General features: G+C 70.8%; 17 protein-coding genes and 2 tRNA genes. 12 read left to right on the top strand and 7 right to left on the bottom strand.

Going from position 1 to position 20,884, the window contains the following annotated elements:
- Positions 1–16: 16 nt before the first annotated feature.
- Positions 17–1,240: a ThiF family adenylyltransferase gene (locus ACH4UK_RS09780; protein ID WP_398355491.1), complete on the bottom strand. Its 1,224-nt coding sequence runs from the start codon at positions 1,238–1,240 to the stop codon at positions 17–19.
- A 248-nt stretch (positions 1,241–1,488) separates the two neighbouring features.
- Between ACH4UK_RS09780 and ACH4UK_RS09775 the strand changes: the two genes are divergently transcribed.
- The 4 genes from ACH4UK_RS09775 (at position 1,489) to ACH4UK_RS09760 (ending at position 5,332) form a co-directional block, all read left to right on the top strand.
- Positions 1,489–2,112, top strand: coding sequence for a M48 family metallopeptidase (locus tag ACH4UK_RS09775; protein WP_398355490.1), 624 nt, complete (start codon positions 1,489–1,491; stop codon positions 2,110–2,112).
- 109 nt (positions 2,113–2,221) lie between these two features.
- Positions 2,222–3,865, top strand: a complete 1,644-nt coding sequence (locus tag ACH4UK_RS09770; protein ID WP_398355489.1) for a TerD family protein — start codon at positions 2,222–2,224, stop codon at positions 3,863–3,865.
- 11 nt (positions 3,866–3,876) lie between these two features.
- Positions 3,877–4,557 (top strand): AIM24 family protein, encoded by a 681-nt coding sequence (locus ACH4UK_RS09765; protein WP_398355488.1) that lies wholly within the window; start codon positions 3,877–3,879, stop codon positions 4,555–4,557.
- Positions 4,558–4,576: 19 nt separating this feature from the next.
- The gene (locus tag ACH4UK_RS09760; RefSeq protein ID WP_398355487.1) at positions 4,577–5,332 is read left to right on the top strand and encodes an AIM24 family protein; all 756 of its coding nucleotides are present in this window, start codon (positions 4,577–4,579) and stop codon (positions 5,330–5,332) included.
- Positions 5,333–5,393: 61 nt separating this feature from the next.
- On the opposite strand, the gene ACH4UK_RS09755 is transcribed toward ACH4UK_RS09760, so the two are convergent.
- Together ACH4UK_RS09755 and ACH4UK_RS09750 are read right to left on the bottom strand one after the other, a co-directional pair.
- Positions 5,394–5,948: an NUDIX hydrolase gene (locus ACH4UK_RS09755; protein WP_398355486.1), complete on the bottom strand. Its 555-nt coding sequence runs from the start codon at positions 5,946–5,948 to the stop codon at positions 5,394–5,396.
- On the bottom strand, positions 5,945–7,423 hold the full coding sequence (locus ACH4UK_RS09750) for a zinc-dependent metalloprotease (RefSeq protein WP_398355485.1): 1,479 nt from the start codon (positions 7,421–7,423) through the stop codon (positions 5,945–5,947). The genes ACH4UK_RS09755 and ACH4UK_RS09750 overlap by 4 nt, the downstream gene beginning before the upstream one ends.
- A 190-nt stretch (positions 7,424–7,613) precedes the next feature.
- On the opposite strand from ACH4UK_RS09750, the gene ACH4UK_RS09745 reads away from it, so the two are divergent.
- The 3 genes from ACH4UK_RS09745 to ACH4UK_RS09735 all read left to right on the top strand — a co-directional run bounded on the left by ACH4UK_RS09745 (position 7,614) and on the right by ACH4UK_RS09735 (position 10,848).
- Positions 7,614–8,765, top strand: a complete 1,152-nt coding sequence (locus ACH4UK_RS09745) for an SDR family oxidoreductase (RefSeq protein ID WP_398355484.1) — start codon at positions 7,614–7,616, stop codon at positions 8,763–8,765.
- Between the two features lie 107 nt (positions 8,766–8,872).
- Entirely contained in the window at positions 8,873–9,334 is a 462-nt protein-coding gene (locus ACH4UK_RS09740; protein ID WP_398355483.1) for a molybdenum cofactor biosynthesis protein MoaE, read from the top strand.
- A gap of 398 nt (positions 9,335–9,732) precedes the next feature.
- On the top strand, positions 9,733–10,848 hold the full coding sequence (locus ACH4UK_RS09735; protein ID WP_398355482.1) for a PDZ domain-containing protein: 1,116 nt from the start codon (positions 9,733–9,735) through the stop codon (positions 10,846–10,848).
- A 51-nt stretch (positions 10,849–10,899) separates the two neighbouring features.
- On the opposite strand, the gene ACH4UK_RS09730 is transcribed toward ACH4UK_RS09735, so the two are convergent.
- Entirely contained in the window at positions 10,900–11,460 is a 561-nt protein-coding gene (locus ACH4UK_RS09730; protein WP_398355481.1) for a PPA1309 family protein, read from the bottom strand.
- A gap of 135 nt (positions 11,461–11,595) precedes the next feature.
- Here ACH4UK_RS09730 and ACH4UK_RS09725 point away from each other — a divergent pair, with 135 nt between their 5' ends.
- From ACH4UK_RS09725 to ACH4UK_RS09710, 4 genes are all read left to right on the top strand, one after another.
- Positions 11,596–14,631, top strand: coding sequence for a UPF0182 family protein (locus ACH4UK_RS09725; protein WP_398355717.1), 3,036 nt, complete (start codon positions 11,596–11,598; stop codon positions 14,629–14,631).
- A gap of 43 nt (positions 14,632–14,674) precedes the next feature.
- Positions 14,675–14,748 (top strand) — tRNA-Met (locus ACH4UK_RS09720).
- 224 nt (positions 14,749–14,972) lie between these two features.
- Entirely contained in the window at positions 14,973–17,045 is a 2,073-nt protein-coding gene (locus ACH4UK_RS09715) for a sel1 repeat family protein (protein ID WP_398355480.1), read from the top strand.
- Between the two features lie 89 nt (positions 17,046–17,134).
- Positions 17,135–17,208, top strand: a tRNA-Met gene (locus ACH4UK_RS09710).
- A gap of 110 nt (positions 17,209–17,318) precedes the next feature.
- On the opposite strand, the gene ACH4UK_RS09705 is transcribed toward ACH4UK_RS09710, so the two are convergent.
- A complete protein-coding gene (locus tag ACH4UK_RS09705) occupies positions 17,319–17,738 on the bottom strand; it encodes a Fur family transcriptional regulator (protein WP_398355479.1) in 420 nt (139 codons plus the stop codon).
- A gap of 169 nt (positions 17,739–17,907) precedes the next feature.
- Between ACH4UK_RS09705 and ACH4UK_RS09700 the strand changes: the two genes are divergently transcribed.
- Positions 17,908–19,377, top strand: coding sequence for a catalase (locus ACH4UK_RS09700; protein WP_398355478.1), 1,470 nt, complete (start codon positions 17,908–17,910; stop codon positions 19,375–19,377).
- Between the two features lie 126 nt (positions 19,378–19,503).
- Here ACH4UK_RS09700 and ACH4UK_RS09695 read toward each other — a convergent pair whose 3' ends face one another.
- Positions 19,504–19,905, bottom strand: coding sequence for a cyclic nucleotide-binding/CBS domain-containing protein (locus ACH4UK_RS09695; protein WP_398355477.1), 402 nt, complete (start codon positions 19,903–19,905; stop codon positions 19,504–19,506).
- Between the two features lie 176 nt (positions 19,906–20,081).
- Positions 20,082–20,882, bottom strand: a complete 801-nt coding sequence (gene hisN / locus ACH4UK_RS09690; protein WP_398355476.1) for a histidinol-phosphatase — start codon at positions 20,880–20,882, stop codon at positions 20,082–20,084.
- Positions 20,883–20,884: the final 2 nt, after the last annotated feature.

The following is a 20,884-nucleotide window of genomic DNA, read 5'->3' as shown; positions in this document are numbered from 1 at the left end:
TCTCCGGCGACGGCGGTCACCCGGCCATTGTGTCCTGCGCCCGAATCCCGTCCGAGGCCCGATCCCCTCCGGGCGGCGTCCGACACCCCCGAGCGCCCCCGGCCGCCCCGCAGGAACAGTCCGCGTGCGGGCCGATCGGCTCGGAACGCCAGTCCAGCAACGGCAGCGCAGCCTCCCAGCGAGCTCCGGTACTGGCCGGGAGCTCCCCGTCCAGAAAGGCCAGGGCATGTGCCGCGGCGAGACCGGCGACCGCGGTCGCGAGCGCCAGATCGCAGGCGGGCACCGCACCCCGCCGCCCGGAACGCCACTGCGCCAGCATCCGGGGCCACTGCGGATCCCGGTCCGCACGGTGCAGTTCCAGGCAGCCCGCGCAGCCGGTGCCCCCGGGCAGGACGAGAGGCCCGACCACCCCTGTGGCCTCGATCACCCCCGCATAGAGATGAGGAGTGCCCGACGCGATCCAAGGGCCGGCCGTGTCCGCGACGGGTGCGTACACCGCGAGGCCGTCCCGGGGTGCGACGACGATCAGGGACAGACCGGGCTGTCCGGCGCTCCCCGCCGGTTCGGCCCCTGCCCCGCCTTCTGCCGGGTCTCCTCCCGGGCGGCCCGCCCCCGCCCCGTCCGTCCTCGGCCGTCGGGGGGCGGGCCCGGGTGCGGACCGGCGGACGAGCCGGCGGGCCGCCACGTCACGCCGTTCCCCCACCGAAGCCGGGGGAAGCCCGGCGGGCGCCACATCCCAGGGCTCGGCCCGGCCTCCGTCGAGCACGTCCACCTGTCCGACCCCCGCACCGGACAGCACGGACGCGATGGACGCCCCGACCCGGCCCGCTCCCCGTACTTGGACCCGCATCGCCCGCCGGGACGCCATCCGGCGCAGTCCGCCGCCCGGTTCGGGACGAACGACCGACAGCGAGGCCACGTCGGGACGCTGGCGGTCCATCACATCGGCGCTCCGACGCAGCGCATCGGCTCCCGGACCGGCCGACCGCGGATCATCGAGAAGGCCGGCCTCCGCCAACCGTCGCAGCAGAACGTCCACGTGACGTTCCGACAGATCGAGCCCGCGTGCCTCCTGGTGCAGGAGTGGCAGACCGCGCGTGCCGTCGAGCAGTTCCAGAAAGCTCCCGGTGGCGATGTCCACCGGACCGAGTGTCACGGCATGGGCGGGTGTCACACCGAATCGCACGGTGTTCCGTCCGCGCCAGGCACGACGCAGTGCGGGCTTCAGCATCGGATACATGACTTCTCCCCCCGAGCGGTGTCGCGGGCACGGGTGTGCCCGCAGACCGGATGATCCGCGGAGCTCTTTCCGCAGGACTTCCGCCAGAATGCGGGCCCGCGACGGACCGTGCGCGGAGTTGTCCACAGGCACCCGTTATCAGTCGTTCAAGCCCTTAATCGTTCAAATGGTGCAAGCTGTGGCGTGGATCGCCGCCGAACCGTTCCCGGGGCGGGACTTCCCCCACGGACAGCGGGTAACGTCGTGGCGTGCCCGCCGACCCGTCGTCCGGCTTCGCCGGGGAGACCCCCGCGCGCAGCGCCGGAAGCCATCAGCGCAGCGCGGCAGCCCATCAGCCCCGCGCTTCGGTGACGAGCGCGGTCGAGGTCCGCAGGAGCACCCGGCGCAGGAGGACGGTCTCCGCGTACCGGGAGGGCGACCGCACGATCGTGCTCATCCCCGCCCGGATGTCGGAGGCCGAGGAGCGGCGCTGGGTGGGTGTGATGCTGGACAAGCTCGCCGCCCAGGAGAGCAAGCGCGTCCTGGGCGACACCGAGCTCGAGGAGCGTGCCGTCCGGCTGTCGGCCCAGTATTTCGACGGTCGCGCCAGGCCCCTCTCGGTGCGCTGGGTGACCAACCAGAACACCCGCTGGGGCTCGTGCACCCCTGCCGAGGGCAGCATCCGGCTCTCGCACCGGCTGCAAGGCATGCCGGAGTACGTAGTCGACTACGTGCTTGTCCACGAGCTCGCGCACCTGCTCGTTCCCGGACACGGCCCGAGGTTCTGGCGGCTGCTGGAGGCGTATCCGCGCACCGAGCGCGCCCGTGGGTATCTGGAGGGCGTGGTGGCGGCCGACCAGCTGCCCCACCTGCCCGCCGCCCGCGAGGAGTGACGCTTTCGCCGATTCTGTACCGGGTGTGTACCGGCTTGGTCCGATGCCGTCGTTTGCGGTTAGCCTGACGCGACGCATTTACCTTCGGGATGGGGGACGGTCGTTACGCATGGCCAGGGAATTCCAACGAGGCCACAAGGCCAAGATCAGTGATCTCACGCCAGGGACGGATCTGTACGTAGGTGTGCAGATCGCTGCCCCGGGGCTGACTTTCGACATCAGCTGCTTCGGCCTCGACGCCAACGAGCAACTGTCCGACGACCGGTACTTCATCTTCTTCAATCAGCCGAAATCGCCCGAGGAGTCCATCCAGCTCCTCGGCGCGCAGTCCGGTGACACCGAGTCCTTCCGCGTCACGCTCGACCGCATTCCGGCAGCCATCCACAAGCTCTCCTTCACCGCGACGCTCGACGGTTCCGGGCAGATGTCCCAGATCGGTCCGGGGTACATCCGGATCGTCGCGGGCGGCGAGGAAGTGGTGAGGTACGCCTTCACCGGTTCGGAGTTCACCACCGAACGCGCCGTGATGCTCGGCGACTTCTATCTGAAGGACGTCTGGCGTTTCGCCGCGGTCGGCCAGGGTTTCGACGGCGGTCTCGACGCGCTCCTGAAGAACTTCGGCGGCGAGGTCGCCGAGGAAGAGGCGCCGCCCGCCCCGGCCGCCGCTCCGGGCTTCGCCCCGCCGGCCCAGGCCACCGCGCCCCCGGCCTTCGGTGCACCGGCTGCCCCGCCCGCATCCCAGGCCCCGCAGCCCGCACCGTCCTTCGGCGCCCCGTCCGCGCCCGCGCCGCAGCAGCCGATGCACGCGGCGCCGACGATCGCGGCGCCCCTGGCGCCCCAGGCCCCGCACGCCCCCGCGGCACCGCAGGCCCCGTCCCCGTACGGCCAGCCCCAGCAGCCGCAGTTCGGCCAGGTCCCCGGCCAGGGCGCGCCGCCGGCCCCGCCCTTCGGCCAGCAGGCTCCCGCCCCCTACGGCCAGCAGGCTCCGGCTCCCTACGGGCAGCCCGCGCCGGCTCCGTACGGTCAGCAGCCCCCCGGCGGCATGCCTCCGGGCGTCCCGCAGGGTGTGCCCCAGGGGGTCCCGGCCACGGGCGCGGGTCTCCAGGCGGCCCTGCAGCCGTACAAGGAGACCGCGACCGGGCAGCGCTGGACCCCGCAGAACCAGCAGCTCATGCGGGTCGACCTGACCATGGGCGGATCCGGGGTCCTGGCCCGCCAGGGCAGCATGGTGATGTATCAGGGCAAGGTCGACTTCGGCTACAAGAGCGCCGGGTTCGTCGGCCGTGCCGTGGGCAACGCCACCGGCCAGGAGATGCAGCTGATGCGCTGTACCGGCCGCGGCCAGGTCTTCCTCGCCGAGGAGGGCTCCCACCTGCACCCCATCGAGCTCCAGGGAGACGCCATCTGCGTCTCCGCCGAGAGCGTCCTCGCCTTCGACGAGTCCCTCCAGTACGAGGTCCGGCGGGTCGAGGGGCACGGCATCCCCGGCGGCGCCCTGTTCACCATGCAGTTCCAGGGCACCGGCACCGTGATCATCAAGACCCACGGCACCCCGGTCGTCCTGCCGGTCACGCCCACCACGTTCGCCGACTGCAACGCGGTGGTGGCCTGGTCGGCCGCCTCCCAGGTGATCGTCTCCAGCCAGGTCCGGCTGCGCCGCAACGCCTACCCGGGGCACAGCGGCGAGACCGTGAACCTCCAGTTCCGGGGAGCCCCCGGCAACTTCATCGTCGTCCAGCCCTACGAGGTCTGAGGGAGCCCGTCATGAACCAGCAACTCGCGGGCTTCGCCCCGACCCCTGTCACGGCCCGTATGGAGAACCACGGCAAGACCATGCTCAAGGTCGCCATGGCCTCCGGACAGGACCTCTTCGCGCGCACCGGCTCGATGGTGGCGTACGAGGGTTTCATCCAGTACGAGCCCAACCCGCCCGCCGTCCGGCAGATCGCCTCCCAGTGGATCACCGGCGAGGGCGCACCCGTCATGAAGTGCTCCGGCGACGGGCTGCTGTACCTCGCCGACTACGGCGCCGACGTGGTCGTCATCAACCTCAACAACGACTCCATCTCCGTCAACGGCACCAACCTCCTCGCCTTCGACGCCCACCTCACCTGGGGCGTCGAGAAGGTCAAGGGGCTCGCCAAGTTCGCCGGACAGGGCCTGTGGAACGTCGTCGTCCAGGGCACCGGATGGGTCGCCATCACCTCCCGGGGCACCCCGATCGTCGTCGACTGCGGACGCGGCGAGGACGAGACGTACGTCGACCCCGACGCGCTCGTCGCCTGGTCCCCGAACCTCAAGGTGAAGGGCAAGCGGAGCTTCAAGGCCGGCTCGCTGATCGGCCGGGGCAGCGGCGAGGCCTATCAGATGGGCTTCTCCGGCCAGGGCGTCGTCGTCGTCCAGCCGAGCGAGGACAGCACGGACCGCCTGCGGATCCGGAACTGACGGGGAGGGAGAACACATCATGCAGAGTCCGCTTTTCAGTCACACCGAGCAGCAGACCCAGGACCGGTACGCCGTCCAGAACCCGCAGCTCCTGCGGGTCTCGCTGACCGGTCACGACGACGTCCTCGCCCGGAAGGGCGCGATGGTCGCCTACCAGGGTCTGATGGACTTCGACGGCGAATACCAGTCGCAGGGCCAGCGGAACGCCCGCGCGCGCACCGGCGAGGGCCTTGACCTGATGCGCGTGTCCGGCCAGGGCACCGTCTACCTCGCCAACCTCGCCCAGTACATCCACGTCGTGGACGTCGACCGCGAGGGAATGACCGTGGACAGCTCCTATGTCCTCGCGCTCGACTCCGCGCTGCACACCGAGGTCATCGCGGTCGACAGCCAGTACGGGATCTCCGGCAGCGGCAAGTACCAGCTGAACATCTCCGGCTCGGGCAAGGTCGCCCTCATGACCTCGGGCCAGCCTCTGATGATGCAGGTCACGCCCGAGAAGTACGTCAACGCCGACGCCGACGCGATCGTCGCCTGGTCCAGCTCCCTGCGCGTGCAGATGCAGGCCCAGACGCACTCCTCGGGTGTCTTCCGGCGTCGTGGCAACACCGGCGAGGGCTGGGAGCTGAGCTTCCTCGGCCAGGGCTTCGCCCTGGTCCAGCCGAGTGAGGTCATGCCTCCGCAGAACGCCCAGATCGGGCAGGGTGCCCGCGCGCAGTTCGGCGTCGGCCAGCAAGGCGCTCACGGCCAGAACCAGAACAACGCCTGGAACTGATCGGCACACGGTTACGGGTAAGGGGCGGCCTCAGGGAGGCCGCCCCTTACCCGTATCCGCCCTACCGGCCCGCCCGCTCCAGGCGGGCGCGCGTCGCCTCCAGCAGCCGTACGACGGACGCGTCGGCCACTCCGGGCACGTCCTCGTAGCCGAACCAGCGCAGCTCCAGGGACTCCTCGCTGATCCGCTCCGCCGCTCCGGCCGGGGCCAGCGCGGCGTACTGCACGTCGAGGTGCTGGTTGCAGGGAGAGGGGATCGGGTGCCGGTCCAGCCGGACGGGTCCGCCGGGCAGCAGGGTGAGCCCCGTGATGCCGGACTCCTCCGTGGCCTCCCGCAGCGCGGCCCCCTCCAGGGCGGCGTCCTGGGGCTCGCAGTGGCCGCCCATCTGGAGCCACCTGCGCAGCTTGCGGTGGAGCGTCAGCAGCACCTTGCCGCGCTCCGGATCGATCACCAGGGCGCTGGCCGTCACATGCCCGGCCCCGCACGCCTTCCACATGCCGTCGTCGTGGCGTGCCAGGTGATCCAGATAGTCCCGACGCAGCTGCGCCTGGTCACCGTCCGGGCCCTCGGAGGCATACCCCTTCAGTACGAGAACGGCGTCGTCGTGCAGGCTCACCGGCCGGGGCCGCCCTTGCCGTCCTCGTCGTCCTTGCCCTCGCCCTGATCGTCGGCGTCAGTGTCACCGTCGGCGTCGGCCTCGGGGGCGTCGGGAGCCTTCGGCTTGCCGGAGCCCTTCGCCGCCTCGCCGAGCATCTTGTCCAGTTCGGAGAAGTCGGCCTGCTCGTGGTGCACGAAGCCGTCCGGGTCGTCCAGGTCGTGGGCGGTCGGCAACATGTCCGGGTGGGCCCAGAGCGCGTCCCGGCCCTCCAGACCCCGGGCGTCGGTGAGCGAGGCCCACAGACGCGAGGCGTCCCGCAGCCGGCGCGGGCGCAGCTGGAGACCGATGAGCGTGGCGAACGTCTGTTCGGCGGGCCCGCCGGAGGCGCGGCGCCTGCGCATCGTCTCCCGCAGCGCGTCGGACGAGGTCAGCCGGGACTTCGAGGCCTCGTGGACCACCGCGTCCACCCACCCCTCCACCAGCGCGAGAGCCGTCTCCAGCCGGGCCAGGGACGCCTTCTGCTCGGGCGTGTCCTCGGGCTGGAACATGCCCTGCTGAAGGGCGTCCTGCAACTGCTCCGGCTGCGAGGGGTCGAACTGACCGACGACGTCCTCCAGCTTGCTGGTGTCGACCTTGATACCGCGGGCGTAGGCCTCGACGGCGCCGAACAGATGCGACCGCAGCCACGGCACATGGGCGAAGAGCCGCTGGTGAGCGGCCTCGCGCAGGGCCAGATACAGCCGCACCTCGTCCTGCGGCACGCTGAGGTCCTTGCCGAACCGCGCCACGTTCAGCGGGAGCAGCGCGGCCTTGCCCGCCGGGCCCAGCGGCAGCCCGATGTCCGTGGAACCGACCACCTCACCGGCCAGCACGCCGGTGGCCTGCCCGATCTGCTGGCCGAACATGGCGCCGCCCATCGACCGCATCATGCCGATCAGCGGGCCCGCCATGGCCTGCATCTCCTCGGGCAGCACATCGCCCATCGCCAGGCCCACCCGCTCGGCCACCGGGTCGACCAGCTGCTGCCAGGCCGGCAGCGTGGCCTCGACCCACTCCGCACGGCTCCACGCCACGGTGGAGACCGAACCGGACGGCATCGACGTCACGCCGTCCAGCCAGAGGTCCGCCAGCCGCAGCGCCTCGTCGACCGCCGTCCGCTCGGACGGGCCGACGCTGGCGTCCTTGGTGCCGTCCGGAGTGCCCTGCGAGACCGTCTGGCGGGCGATCTGCTTGGCCATGTCCCAGTTCACGGGACCGCCCTCGTAGCTCAGCATCTGGCCGAGCTGCTGGAAGGCCGCGCCGAGGTCGTTCGGATTCATCGAGCCGAACATTGCGGCGAACGGGTTGTCCCCGCCCGCCCCCGGCCCGAATCCGAACGGGCCTCCGGGCCCGCCCGCGCTCTGCCCACCTTCGGTGGGGTCCTTCTTCTTGCCCTCGTCGCCGTTCTCCGGCTCCTCCGGCGGAAGGCCGAATCCGAATGGGGTGTCACTCACGGGTTTCCTCGGCTCGTAGGGCCGCCGGCTCGAACCGACGGCGACTGCCCGACATCACCATCCAGCGTAGACACCACGCCCGCTTCGGGCCTCAGTGCTCCGCCGACTCCCGGCCTGCGGCAGGATGGACGCCACCTGGTACGTACGCGTCATTCGGGTACGTACTGAAGACAACCGCTGGAGACGCCCGGTGAGTTCCCCAGATCCGCAGGTTCGCGCAGCGCGAAACCTGACCGACCCCTCGCCCGAGAGCACGCCCGAGAAGAAACGCCCCAGGACCCCCAGAAACCGGGGCCCCGTCGTCGCGGTCACCGGCGCCGCGACCGGCATCGGCGAACTGCTGACCGCCCACCTCGCCGCATCCGACGCGATCAAGCAGGTCATCGCGATCGACGAGCGCCGCGGAGAGGTCTCCGAGGCGACCTGGCACATCCTGGACGTACGGGATCCGGCCATCGCCGAGAAGCTGCGCGGCGCGGACGTCGTCGTGCACCTGGCCGTCGATCTCGACCTGGAGACCGACCCCGCCGCCCGCACCGCGTACAACGTACGAGGAACCCAGACCGTGCTCACCGCCGCGGCCGCCGTCGGGGTCCACCGGGTCGTGCTGTGCACCTCGGCGATGGTCTACGGGGCGCTCGCCGACAACGACGTGCCGCTCTCCGAGGACGCCGAGCTGCGCGCCACCGCCGAGGCCACCGGCGTTGGCGACCTCCTGGAGATCGAGCGGCTCGGCCGCCGCGCCCCGCGCGCCCACCCCGGGCTCAACGTCACCGTCGTGCGCCCCACCGTCCTGGTCGGCGGCACGGACACCGCCCTGACCCGCTACTTCGAGTCCCCGCGTCTGCTGGTCGTCGCCGGATCGCGCCCCACCTGGCAGTTCTGTCACGTCGACGACCTGGTGACGGCGCTGGAGTACGCCGCCCTGGAGAAGATCGACGGCGAGTTCGCGGTCGGCTGCGACGGCTGGCTGGAGCAGGAGGAGGTCGAGGAGCTCAGCGGCGTACGCCGGATGGAGCTGCCCTCGGCCGTCGCGCTCGGGGCCGCCGCCCGGCTGCACCGGATCGGTCTCACTCCGTCCCCGGCGGGCGACCTGGCGTACACGATGCACCCCTGGGTGGTCAGCGTCAGCCGGCTGCACGACGTGGGATGGCGGCCGAAGTGGACGAACGAGGAGGTGCTCGGAGCCCTCCTCGAAGAGGTCGAGGGCCGCCACACGCTCGCCGGCCGCCGCCTCGGCCGCAAGGACGCCACCGCCGCCGGAGCCGCCGGAGCCACGGTCGCCCTGCTCGGCGCCGCCGCCGTGGTGCGCCGCGCCCGCAAGGCCCGCCGCCGCATCTGACCGCCCACCGCGCCCGCAGGCCCCTGTAGGAGGCTCCAAACCGGCCGGTCCGCCGCCGGTAGAACAGGCAATTCCGGGATGTCGGAGCCGTACGGCACGATGGGAGCATGGCACCCACCCACGACCACCCCGGCGAGCACGCGGCAGCGGACCCCATCCGGCTGCTGGCGATCCGGGACGCCCCGCTCTCCCTCGACGAGGTCTTCCGCGCCGTCGGCGACGACGCGGCGGGGGGCATCGCCCTCTTCGTCGGCACCGTGCGCAACCACGACGCGGGGCAGGACGTCGGCGCGCTCGGCTATTCGTGTCACCCCTCGGCCGAGGACGAGATGCGCCGGGTGGCGGAGAAGGTCGTCGCCGACTTCCCGGTCCGTGCCCTGGCGGCCGTCCACCGAGTGGGTGAACTGGAGGTGGGCGACCTGGCCGTGGTCGTCGCCGTCGCCTGCCCGCACCGCGCCGAGGCCTTCGAGGCCTGCCGCAAGCTCATCGACGACCTCAAGCACGAGGTTCCGATCTGGAAGCACCAGCGCTTCTCGGACGGTACGGAGGAGTGGGTCGGAGCCTGCTGAGCGCAAACGGGACCGGGGCGCATCAGCCCCGATTTGCGTAACCGCACCCCCGCCATGAGCGTTGGACTTCCGGATCGTTAATCTGCTGATCGGGCATCCGGTCGCTCATGGGGTAGGGAGGTCGTGATGGCGGCACTCGCTTGGCTGTTGATACCACTTTTCGCTGCTGTCGGGGGTGCGATATGGGCGAGTTGGGCAGCCCGCAACCGCACGACCGGCGACGTCACCGAACTGGCCGGCTACGCCAGGTTCCGTGACGCGATGGAGAAATCCCCTTCCGGTTCCGAGGTACTCTGAGGCCGCCGCACGCCGCGTGATCGACTTCCGCCGCGTTCCGGCCCCCTCGTACGGACCGGCCCCGGCAGTGCACTGACAGGCCCTTCCCGTACTGTCGTTCCATGCCACGCCGCACCGCGACGATGCTCGCCTCCGCCTTCATTCTCATCGCGCTGCTCTGCGCAGGCGTGCTGATCAAAGTGCCGTATGCGGAGATGTCTCCCGGACCGACGGTCAACACCCTGGGCGACGCGCGGGGCGAGCCCGTCCTGCAGATCTCCGGTCGCAAGACGTACCCGGCCTCCGGGCACCTCAACATGACGACGGTCCGTGTCACCGGGGCGGAATACCGGATGAACATCGCCGAGGCCGTCTACGGCTGGCTGGCCCACGACAGCATCGTGGTGCCGCACGACACGCTCTACCCGAACGGCAAGACCGAGGAGCAGTCCACCCAGGAGAACGCCGAGGAGTTCAGCCAGTCCCAGGAGAGCGCCAAGGTGGCCGCCCTGAAGGAGCTGGACATCCCGGTCTCCACCCAGGTCGTGGTCTCCACGGTGGTCAAGGACAGCCCCGCCGAGGGCAAGCTGCACGCGGGCGACGTGATCAAGGCCGTCGACGGCACGGCGGTCAAGGAGCCCGACGACGTGGCCGAGCTCGTCACCGAGCACCGGCCGGGCGAGAACGTCACCTTCACCATCGTTCCGGCCAAGGAGGCCGCCGCGGCGGAGAAGGCCCGCCGGGTCCCCGAGGGCGGCGAGAAGATCACCATCAGGACCGCGAAGGCTCCCGCCGCCGAGGACGGCAGCGAGGAGGGCGGGAAGGACCGGGCGATCGTCGGCATCAAGGCCGGGACGGACCACACGTTCCCGTTCGAGATCGACATCAAGCTCGCGGACGTCGGCGGGCCGAGCGCCGGTCTGATGTTCTCCCTCGGCATCGTCGACAAGCTCACCCCGGGCGATCTGACCGGCGGCAAGTTCGTCGCGGGCACCGGCACCATCGACGACGCGGGCAGGGTCGGCCCGATCGGCGGCATCAACATGAAGCTGGTCGGCGCCCGCAACGCCGGCGCCCGCTACTTCCTCACGCCCGACGACAACTGCGCGTCGGCCGCGGCCGACACTCCCGATGGGCTCACTCTGGTGCGGGTCAAGACCATCGAGGACGCCACGAAGTCGCTGGAGCAGATCCGCGCGGGGAAGACCGCCGGCCTGCCGAGCTGCTCGACCGGCTGACGGCCGCGCCGCCCGGGAACCGTACGACGACGGCCCCGGGCAGCGGCCTGGTCAGGACTCGAACGTCGCCGCGAGCGCCTCGGCGAGACCGGGCACAAGACCGGAGCCGGTCAGCACCTCGGTGGGGGAGTCCTTCTCGCGCAGCCGTACGGCGGACTCGCGGGCCCCGTCCCGCAGCACGGCCACGGTCATCCGCACCTCCTGCCGGGCGGGGTGCTTGGCCACCCACTGGGTCAGCTGCTTGTCGCTGAGACCATCCGGTACGGAGGCCTCGGCGGACGGCGGCAGCATCAGCCGCTCCACCGTCATGGCGCAGCCGACCACGGCGTCGGGCCAGGCGATCGTGCCGAGGAAGTCGTCGAGCGCGGTGCCCGGGGGAAGTTCGTCCTGCTCGATCGGGGTGAGCGCGGCGACGGACGAGCTGGGGTCCGCAAGGCCCAGCTGCGCGGCGAGACCGGGCTCCTGGACCCGCAGCTGTGCGGTGTCGACCAGGGCGAACAGCCGGGCGGGCTGGTCCCAGCCGAGGTTGGAGGCATAGGCGTCGATTTCGAGGACGGCGACGGTGAGCGGACTCGCGGCCATCGGGGGTCCTGCGGGGGAAACGTTGGGCATGGGCAATATCCTGCCTCCTTCCACCCCGGGAACGGGAACTAGGTAAAGCCTCAGTAAGTTGCATAGGTGGGCTCTAGGATCGCTGGGCCTGTTCACACGACCGCGAACTTCGAGGTGCGCACGTTGGCTTTCCAGATGCCGGACCGCGGCGGAGGCCCGACCGGGCCACGGATCAGAGTCGGCCGCCCGTCCCGGCGCGCCCGTACCCTGCTCATGACTTTGGGCGTCCTGGCGGTTCTCGCCATGGCCTTCGTCATGTTCGCCGGGTTCTGGACGGACTGGCTCTGGTACAGGTCGGTCGCGTATTCATCCGTCTTCACCACCACCCTGTGGACCAAGATCGGGCTGTTCCTCGTCTTCGGACTGCTGATGGCGCTCGCCATCGGTGTGAACATCTGGCTCGCGCACCGGCTCAGGCCGCCGCTGAGCGCGATGTCGCTGGAGCAGCAGAGCCTGGACCGCTACCGCATGAGCATCGCCCCCTACAAGAAGTGGGTGCTGCTCGCCGTCACGGCGCTCGTCGGACTGATCGCCGGAGCTTCCGCGTCCGGCCAGTGGCGTACGTGGCTGATGTACGTCAACGGCGTGGCCTTCGGACAGAAGGACCCCCAGTTCCAGCTGGACGTCGCCTTCTACGCCTTCGACCTGCCGTGGTACCGCTTCCTGCTGGGCTTCGGCTTCGCGGCGACGGTGCTCGCGCTGATCGCCGCCGCCCTGACCCACTATCTGTACGGCGGGCTGCGCATCACCAGCCCCGGCGCCCGCGCCACCGGGGCGGCCACCGGCCACCTCTCGGTGCTGCTCGGCATCTTCGTCTCCCTGAAGGCCGTGGCGTACTGGCTCGACCGGTACGGGCTGGCAGTGAAGTCCAGTGACTTCAAGGCCGCGGACAACTGGACCGGCCTCCGGTATGTCGACGCCAACGCCTATCTCCCGGCGAAGACCATCCTGTTCTGTATCGCGGCCATCTGCGCGGTGCTGTTCTTCGCGACGCTGTGGCGCCGCACCTGGCAGCTCCCGGTCATCGGCTTCGGCCTGATGGTGCTCTCGGCGATCCTGATCGGCGGGCTCTACCCGGCGATCGTGCAGAAGTTCCAGGTCCAGCCGAATGAGCAGGCCAAGGAAGCCGAGTTCATCCAGAAGAACATCAACGCCACACGCGACGCGTACGACATCGACGACGCCCAGGTGGACGACTACGAGGGCCAGGCGACGACGGAGGACGACACCAAGCTGCGGGCGGCCGCCAACACGGCCGCCAGCTACCGGGTGATGGACCCCAACGTCGTCTCCCCGGCCTTCCAGCAGCTCCAGCAGCGGAGGAACTACTACCAGTTCCCCAAGACGCTGGACGTCGACCGCTACAAGGACAAGGACGGCAACGAGCAGGACACCGTCATCGGTCTGCGCGAGCTGAACATCCAGGGCCTGCCCAAGCGGAACTGGATCAACGACCACTTCACGTACACCCACGGGTACGGCGCCATCGCGGCCCGGGGCACGACCACCGGGACGAACCCGACGGGGTCCCCGGACTTCACCGAGTCGGGGCTGCCCTCCACCGGTGAGTTCGGCAAGTACGAGCAGCGGATCTACTACGGCGAGAAGACCGAGCAGTACTCCATCGTCGGCGGGCCCCAGAAGGAGCTCGACTACGAGGAGGACGGCGAGAAGACCACCAGCTACAAGGGCGGCAGCGGGGTCAGTCTCTCCAACACCTTCAACCGTGCCGCGTACGCGGTCTCCTTCAGCGAGCCGCAGATCATGTACTCGGGAGCCATCGGTGATGGTTCGCGGATCCTGTACAACCGCACGCCCAAGGAGCGCGTCGAGGCGGTCGCCCCGTGGCTGACCATCGACGGCGACGCCTACCCGGCGGTCGTCGACGGCCGGATCCAGTGGATCGTCGACGCGTACACCACGAGCAACGGCTACCCGTACGCGTCCCGGACCACGCTCGGCGACACCACGGCCGACTCGCTGACCACCAACCAGCGCGCGGTCGTCGCCCAGCAGAACCAGGTCAACTACATCCGCAACTCGGTGAAGGCCACCGTCGACGCGTACGACGGCAAGGTCAAGCTCTACGAGTGGGACACCAAGGACCCGGTCCTCAAGACCTGGCGCAAGGCGTTCCCGGGGACGGTCGAGTCCCGCGGTGAGATCCCGCAGGAGCTCATGGACCACCTGCGGTATCCGCAGGACCTCTTCAAGGTCCAGCGCGAGCTCCTCACCCGCTATCACGTCGAGGACCCCGCGCAGTTCTACAGCGGAAGTGACGCCTGGCAGGTGCCGGACGACCCGACCAACAAGGAGCCGGGCTCCGTTCCGCCGTACTACCTGAGCATGAAGATGCCGGGCCAGGAGGCGCAGCAGTTCTCCCTGACCACCACGTTCACTCCCAGAGGGCGGCCCAACCTGGGCGCCTTCATGGCGGTGAACGCGGACGCGGCCAGCAAGGACTACGGCGAGATGCGGCTGCTACGGGTCACCTCCACGGTGAAGGGGCCGGGCCAGGTACAGAGTGAGCTCAACGGCAACGACGACGTCGCCGAGTTCGTGAGAAACCTCAAGGGCACCGACTCGGACATCGAGTACGGCAACCTGCTGACGGTTCCGCTGGAAGGCGGCTTCCTGTACATCGAGCCGGTCTACACACGCGGTGGCAACCAGAACTACCCGCTGCTGCGCAAGGTGGCCGCCTCGTACGGTTCGAAGATCGTCTTCGAGAACAACCTCAAGGACGCGCTCAACGCCGTCTTCGGGGTCGAGGACGACGGGGCCACGACACCGCCCGATCCCGATGAGCCGCCGGGCGAGACCGATGAGCCCCCGGCCACCGGCAGCGCCGCGCTCAAGAAGGCCATCGCGGACGCCCAGAAGGCGTACTCCGACGGTGAGAAGGCGCTGAAGGAGCAGGACTGGCCGGCTTACGGCAAGGCCCAGGAGGCTCTTCAGGAGGCTCTGGAGCGAGCCGCCGCCGCGCAGCCCAAGGCGGGCAGCGAGGGGGACAAGGCCGACGGCGCGGAGAAGCCGGCCGGCGACGCCAAGCCGGAGAGTTCGGCCGAACCCGCGAGCGTGGGGAAGCCGGCGGACCCGGACAAGGCTGATCCGGCGAGGAAGCCGGACGCGTCCGACGGGGCCGGACAGGGCTCCGACCAGGGCAGCTGAGAAAAGCTCCACCCCGCGTCGTGGTACGGTTTGAACACAACGACGCGGGGTGGAGCAGCTCGGTAGCTCGCTGGGCTCATAACCCAGAGGTCGCAGGTTCAAATCCTGTCCCCGCTACGAAAAGGCGAAGGCCCGGATCCCTTGGGATCCGGGCCTTCGTCATGTCTGCCGTGCGCAGAGCCGTGTCGATCCCAGGCTGCGGGCGTGAAGTGCGGTTCGCTGAGCACCAGTTGGTTCCGGACGTGTTTGACTTGTCTCCCTGTGGGCATGTCGACAAAACGCTGTAGTGACCTCACTGGCCGCGATATACCAGGTGTACGCGGGTTACAGGTGGTGCGACGATGGTATTTATGGGGGACAGGGCAACTCTGTTGGAGACAGGGCGGTTTGTGCAGCAGCGCGGCCAAGATGCGGAAAGCGCGGTAGACGCGGTTTTCGCTGCTGCCATCGCCGGGGCGGGCGCACCGGTCCAGCGGACCGGCGCCATCGACGTGAGCGCCGGCGCGAGCACGTCCGACGAGGACACCACGGACGCGGTCGACGCCGCGGACAGCGCCGAGAGCGAGGCGCGCCACCGACGCGCCGCCGACGCGGGGGACACCGCCTCCATGAGCGTCCTGGGCGCGCTGCTGCTGCGCCGGGGCGAGCTGAGCAGCGCCGAGCGGTATCTCCGCGCCGCCACCGCCGACGGGGACCGGGCCGCCGCGAACAACCTGGGCGTCCTGCTCCACCAGCGCGGCTACCCGGACGAGGCCGCGGGCTGGTGGCGCATCGCCGCCGTGGCCGGCTCCGCCGCCGCCGCGCACGCGCTCGGCCGGCACTTCCGTGAGCGCGGCGACGAGCCCGGCGCCGAGTACTGGCTGCGGCAGTCCGCCGAGCAGGGCCACGCGCTGGGCGCGTACGCGCTGGCCGACCTCCTGGAGCACCGCAGCGACGTCGGCGCCGAGCGCTGGCTGCGCGCCGCCGCCGAACAGGGCCACCGCGAGGCCGCCTACCGACTGGCCCGCGCCCTGGAGCGGAATGCCGTGGAGGACCCGCACGATGCCTTCGGCCTGGGCCGGGGAGGCGCTGCGGGGCGAAACGGAACGGGCCTGGTGCCGCCCGGCGAGCTGCCGGCGCCCGACCGGGACGGGCGCGCGACGGCCCCCGACGGTGCGAAGGGCGCGGCCGACGGCGACAGCCCCGTGGCGGGCCCCGCCACCGGCCGGGTCGGTGAGGCCGAGCAGTGGTACCGCCAGGCCGCCGCCCGGGGCCACCGGCGTGCCGCCCTGCACCTGGGCGCGATCCTGGAGCAGCGCGGCGAGCTCAAGGAGGCCGGACGCTGGTACCTCACCTCCGCCAAGGACGGCGAGCCGCGCGCCGCCTGCGCGCTGGGCTTCCTGCTGCGCGACGCGGGCGACGAGGAGAGCGCCGCCGTGTGGTGGCTGCGCGCTGCCCAGGAGGGCGACGGCAACGCCGCCAACGCGCTCGGCGCGCTGCACGCCGCACGCGGTGAGCAGCAGACCGCGGAGCGCTGGTACCGGGCCGCGATGGACGCCGGTGACGTCAACGGGGCGTACAACCTCGGGCTGCTCTGCGCCGCCCAGGACCGCACCCCGCAGGCGGAGCAGTGGTACCGCCGGGCCGCGTACGCCGGACACCGCGAGGCCGCCAACGCGCTCGCCGTGCTGCTCCTCCAGGCGGGCGACCACACCGGGGCCGAGCCCTGGTTCTCCAAGGCGGCCGAGGCGGGCAGCGTCGACGCGGCCTTCAACCTCGGCATCCTGCACGCCGGTCGCGACGAGGACCGTACGGCGCTGGGCTGGTACCAGCGCGCCGCGGCGGCCGGGCACACCGACGCGGCGCTCCAGGTCGCCATGGCCCTGCTGCGCGACGGCGACGACCGGGAGGCCGAGCGGCACCTGCGCTGCGCCGCGGGCGGCGGCAGCGCCGAGGCCGCGTTCCGGCTGGCCGGGGTGCTGGACGCCCGCCAGCCGCCGCCGGGACCGCCCGCGCTGGGCGAGCCGATGCCGGAGAAGACCGAGTGCGAGGAGTGGTACGAGCGGGCCGCCGAACAGGGGCACCGCCGCGCCCAGGTCCGGGTCGGCATGCTCGCCGCCGCCCGCGGGGACGTGGAGAGCGCCGCCCACTGGTACCGGGAGGCCGCCGAGGCGGGCAGCCGCAACGGGGCCTTCAACCTCGGGCTGCTGCTGGCCCGCGAGGGCAGCGAGCGCGAGGCCGCCCTGTGGTGGACCCGTGCGGCGGGTGCGGGGCACGGCCGTGCCGCGCTGCGCCTGGCGCTCCTCGCCGCCCGCCGGGGCGAGCTCACCGAGGGGCAGCGCTGGTGCGCGCGGGCGGTGGAGCTGGGCCCGGCCGAGGTGGCCGAGCGGGCCGCGCGGCTGCGCGAGGCGCTGCACCAGGAGCTCACCGCGTAACGCGGCACGGCCGGCGCGTGCCGTGCCCCGGGGCCGGTGCGAAGGAATTTGCACCGTTCGACCTGCTGACGTAATGTTGCATTCACCGACGCGGGGTGGAGCAGCTCGGTAGCTCGCTGGGCTCATAACCCAGAGGTCGCAGGTTCAAATCCTGTCCCCGCTACTGCAAGACGAAGGCCCGGATCCCCAGGGATCCGGGCCTTCGTCGTGTCCGCGGACGGAAAGCGGCGGAACGCGAAAGGGCCCGCCCGGAGGCGGGCCCCCTTCACGGGCTCAGGCGGTGGCGGCGCAGCTCGGACAGATGCCGCGGTACGTCACCTCGACGCCGGAGACCATGAAGCCGTAGCGCTCGTCCGTCGGCAGGTCCGCCAGCGGATTGCCCGCGGGGTGCACGTCCCGGATGGCGCCGCACCGGGCGCACACCAGGTGGTGGTGGGGGCGGTGCGCGTTCGGGTCGTAGCGCTTGGCCCGGCGGTCGGTGGAGACCTCCAGCACCTCACCGAGGGACACCATCTCGCCGAGGGTGTTGTAGACGGTGGCGCGCGAGATCTCGGGCAGCCGGGAAACGGCCCTCGCGTGGACCTCGTCCGCTGTCAGGTGCACATGGTCCCCGTCGAGGACCTCGGCCACGACACGCCGCTGCGCCGTCATGCGCCAGCCGCGTCCGCGAAGTCGTTCCAGCAGGTCACTCATGCAGCCCAGCCTAACAGTGGAGGGACCGAGTCCCGATCGGGTGTGACTTTGGATGCTCACTTGACTTAGACATTGTCCATTGTAGGATCGGGACCGGCATACGCCAAGGGACAGGCTGTGCGGAACATCGGCCGGCGACGGAAGCCGGCCGATCACCGAAGTGCAGGACATGACGCAGGAGGCGCACGTGACGCAGGGACCGCTCACCACGGAGGCCGGCGCGCCGGTCGCCGACAACCAGAACAGCGAGACCGCGGGCGCCGGCGGTCCGGTTCTCGTCCAGGACCAGGCGCTGCTGGAGAAGCTCGCCCACTTCAACCGTGAGCGCATTCCGGAGCGCATCGTGCACGCCCGCGGCGCGGGTGCGTACGGCACCTTCACGCTGACCCGCGACGTCTCGCAGTGGACCCGGGCGAAGTTCCTCTCCGAGGTCGGCAAGCAGACCGAGACCTTCCTGCGCTTCTCCACGGTGGCGGGCAACCTCGGCTCCGCCGACGCCGTGCGCGACCCCCGCGGCTTCGCGCTGAAGTTCTACACCGAGGAGGGCAACTACGACCTCGTCGGCAACAACACCCCGGTGTTCTTCATCAAGGACGCCATCAAGTTCCCCGACTTCATCCACACCCAGAAGCGCGACCCGTACACCGGCTCGCAGGAGGCGGACAACGTCTGGGACTTCTGGGGTCTGTCGCCCGAGTCGACGCACCAGGTGACCTGGCTCTTCGGCGACCGCGGCATTCCGGCCACCCTGCGTCACATGAACGGGTACGGCTCCCACACGTTCCAGTGGAACAACGAGGCCGGCGAGGTCTTCTGGGTCAAGTACCACTTCAAGACCGACCAGGGGATCAAGAACCTCACCACCGACGACGCCAACCGCCTCTCCGGCGTCGACCCCGACAGCCACCAGCGCGATCTGCGCGAGGCGATCGAGCGCGGTGAGTTCCCGTCCTGGACGGTGCAGGTCCAGATCATGCCCGCGGCGGACGCGGCCACCTACCGCTTCAACCCGTTCGACCTCACCAAGGTGTGGCCGCACGCGGACTACCCGCCGATCGAGATCGGCAAGCTGGAGCTCAACCGCAACCCGGAGAACATCTTCGCCGAGGTCGAGCAGTCGATCTTCAGCCCCGCGCACTTCGTGCCGGGCATCGGCCCGTCCCCGGACAAGATGCTCCAGGGCCGTCTCTTCGCGTACGGCGACGCCCACCGCTACCGCGTCGGCATCAACGCCGACCACCTGCCGGTGAACCGCCCGCACGCCACCGAGGCGCGTACCAACAGCCGGGACGGCTTCCTCTACGACGGCCGTCACCGGGGCGCCAAGAACTACGAGCCGAACAGCTTCGGCGGCCCGTTCCAGACGGACCGCCCGCTGTGGCAGTCGACCCCGGTCACCGGCGACACCGGCAACCACGAGGCTCCGAGCCACGCCGAGGACAGCGACTTCGTCCAGGCCGGAAACCTCTACCGGCTCTACTCGGAGGACGAGAAGTCCCGTCTGATCGAGAACCTCGCCGGGTTCATCGCCCAGGTCTCGCGCGACGACATCGCCGAGCGCGCGATCAACAACTTCCGCCAGGCCGACGGTGACTTCGGCAAGCGACTGGAAGCGGCGGTTCAGGCCCTGCGCGGCTGATCCGCAGGACGACGGGTGCGGGGTGGGGCAGCGGATCGAGCTGTCCCGCCCCGCACTTCGTGCGCTCCCGTGCCCGCCCCGCAGGGGGTGTGTCCGCGGGAGGGCGCTCGCGCCGCAGGGGGCCGCTCAGCCGACCAGCTCCACCGGATGGCGTCCGGCCGGCGCCCAGCAGCGGATGATGTCGCGCACCGACACGATGCCGACCGGCCCGTCGCCGTCCAGCACGATCAGATGCCGGAAGCCGCCGTGCGTCATGGCCGCTGCCGCCTCCTCCAGGGTCCAGACGGGCGCGGCGAAGACCACGTCGGTGGTGGTGTGGCCGGAGGCGGTCTCGACGTCGGGGTTCTGGCCCGCCCCGACGGCGTTGAGGATGTCGCGCTCGGTGAGAATGCCGAATCCGCAGGTGTCCGGGTCATGGACGACGGCTGCTCCGACACGGCGTACCGACATCAGCCGGGCGGCCTGGCGGAGGGTGTGGGTCGGGCCGATGGTGAGGACCACCGTGCTCATGGCGTCACGGACGAGCATGAAAGGAGCCACCTCCTTCGTGAAGCGACTGCGTGAGCCGATTCACAAGTTCACAAGTAGGGGGGCTCTCAGAGTCGCACTGTTGGAGGACGCCGACAAGGCGTGGCGAATGCCCTTCGAGGGGCGTGCGGTGGTGCGGCACGCCCCTCGCGATTCCCCTACGCCCGCCGAACGGGTCAGTAGCGCTGGTTCAGATATCCCAGCAGCTCGTCGTGGAGCGTCCCGTTCGAAGCCGCCGCGTTGCCGCCGCCCGGACCCGGGACCCCGTCCAGGCCGGTGAAGCTCCCGCCCGCCTCCTGGACGATGATCGCGTTCGCCGCCATGTCCCACAGCGACAGCTCCGGCTCCGCGCAGATGTCCACGGAACCCTCGGCGACCATCATGTACGGCCAGAAGTCCCCGTACCCCCGCGTCCGCCAGCAGGCCCGGGTGAGGTCCAGGAGACCGTCGAGGCGGCCCTGCTCCTCCCAGCCGGACAGCGAGGAGTACGCGAACGAGGCGTCCGCGATCCGCTCCACCTTCGACACGTGCATCCGGCTCGCGGAGGTGAGGCTGCGGCCGGTGAACGCGCCCGCGCCCTTCGCCGCCCACCAGCGCCGGTTCAGCGCGGGGGCCGAGACCAGGCCGACCACCGGCTGGAAGCCGTCCTCGCCCGCCTCCATCAGCGAGATCAGCGTCGCCCACACCAGCACACCGCGCACGTAGTTCTTGGTGCCGTCGATCGGGTCGATCACCCAGCGCCGTGGGCCGGTGCCCTCGATCCCGAACTCCTCGCCCAGGATCGCGTCGCGTGGGCGGGCCCGATGCAGGTGGCCCCGGATCAGCTCCTCGGCGGCCTTGTCGGCCTCGCTCACCGGCGTCATGTCCGGCTTCGTCTCGACCTTGAGGTCCAGAGCCTTGAACCGGTCCATCGTCGTCGCGTCGGCGGCGTCCGCCAGCACGTGGGCGAGGCGCAGATCATCGTGGTAGTCGGGCATGC

It is taken from the genome of Streptomyces sp. NPDC020884 (assembly GCF_044333935.1).
GTDB lineage: Bacteria > Actinomycetota > Actinomycetes > Streptomycetales > Streptomycetaceae > Streptomyces.
Note: the sequence above shows the minus strand (reverse complement) of the source record. Positions and strands in the feature narration are given on the sequence as shown.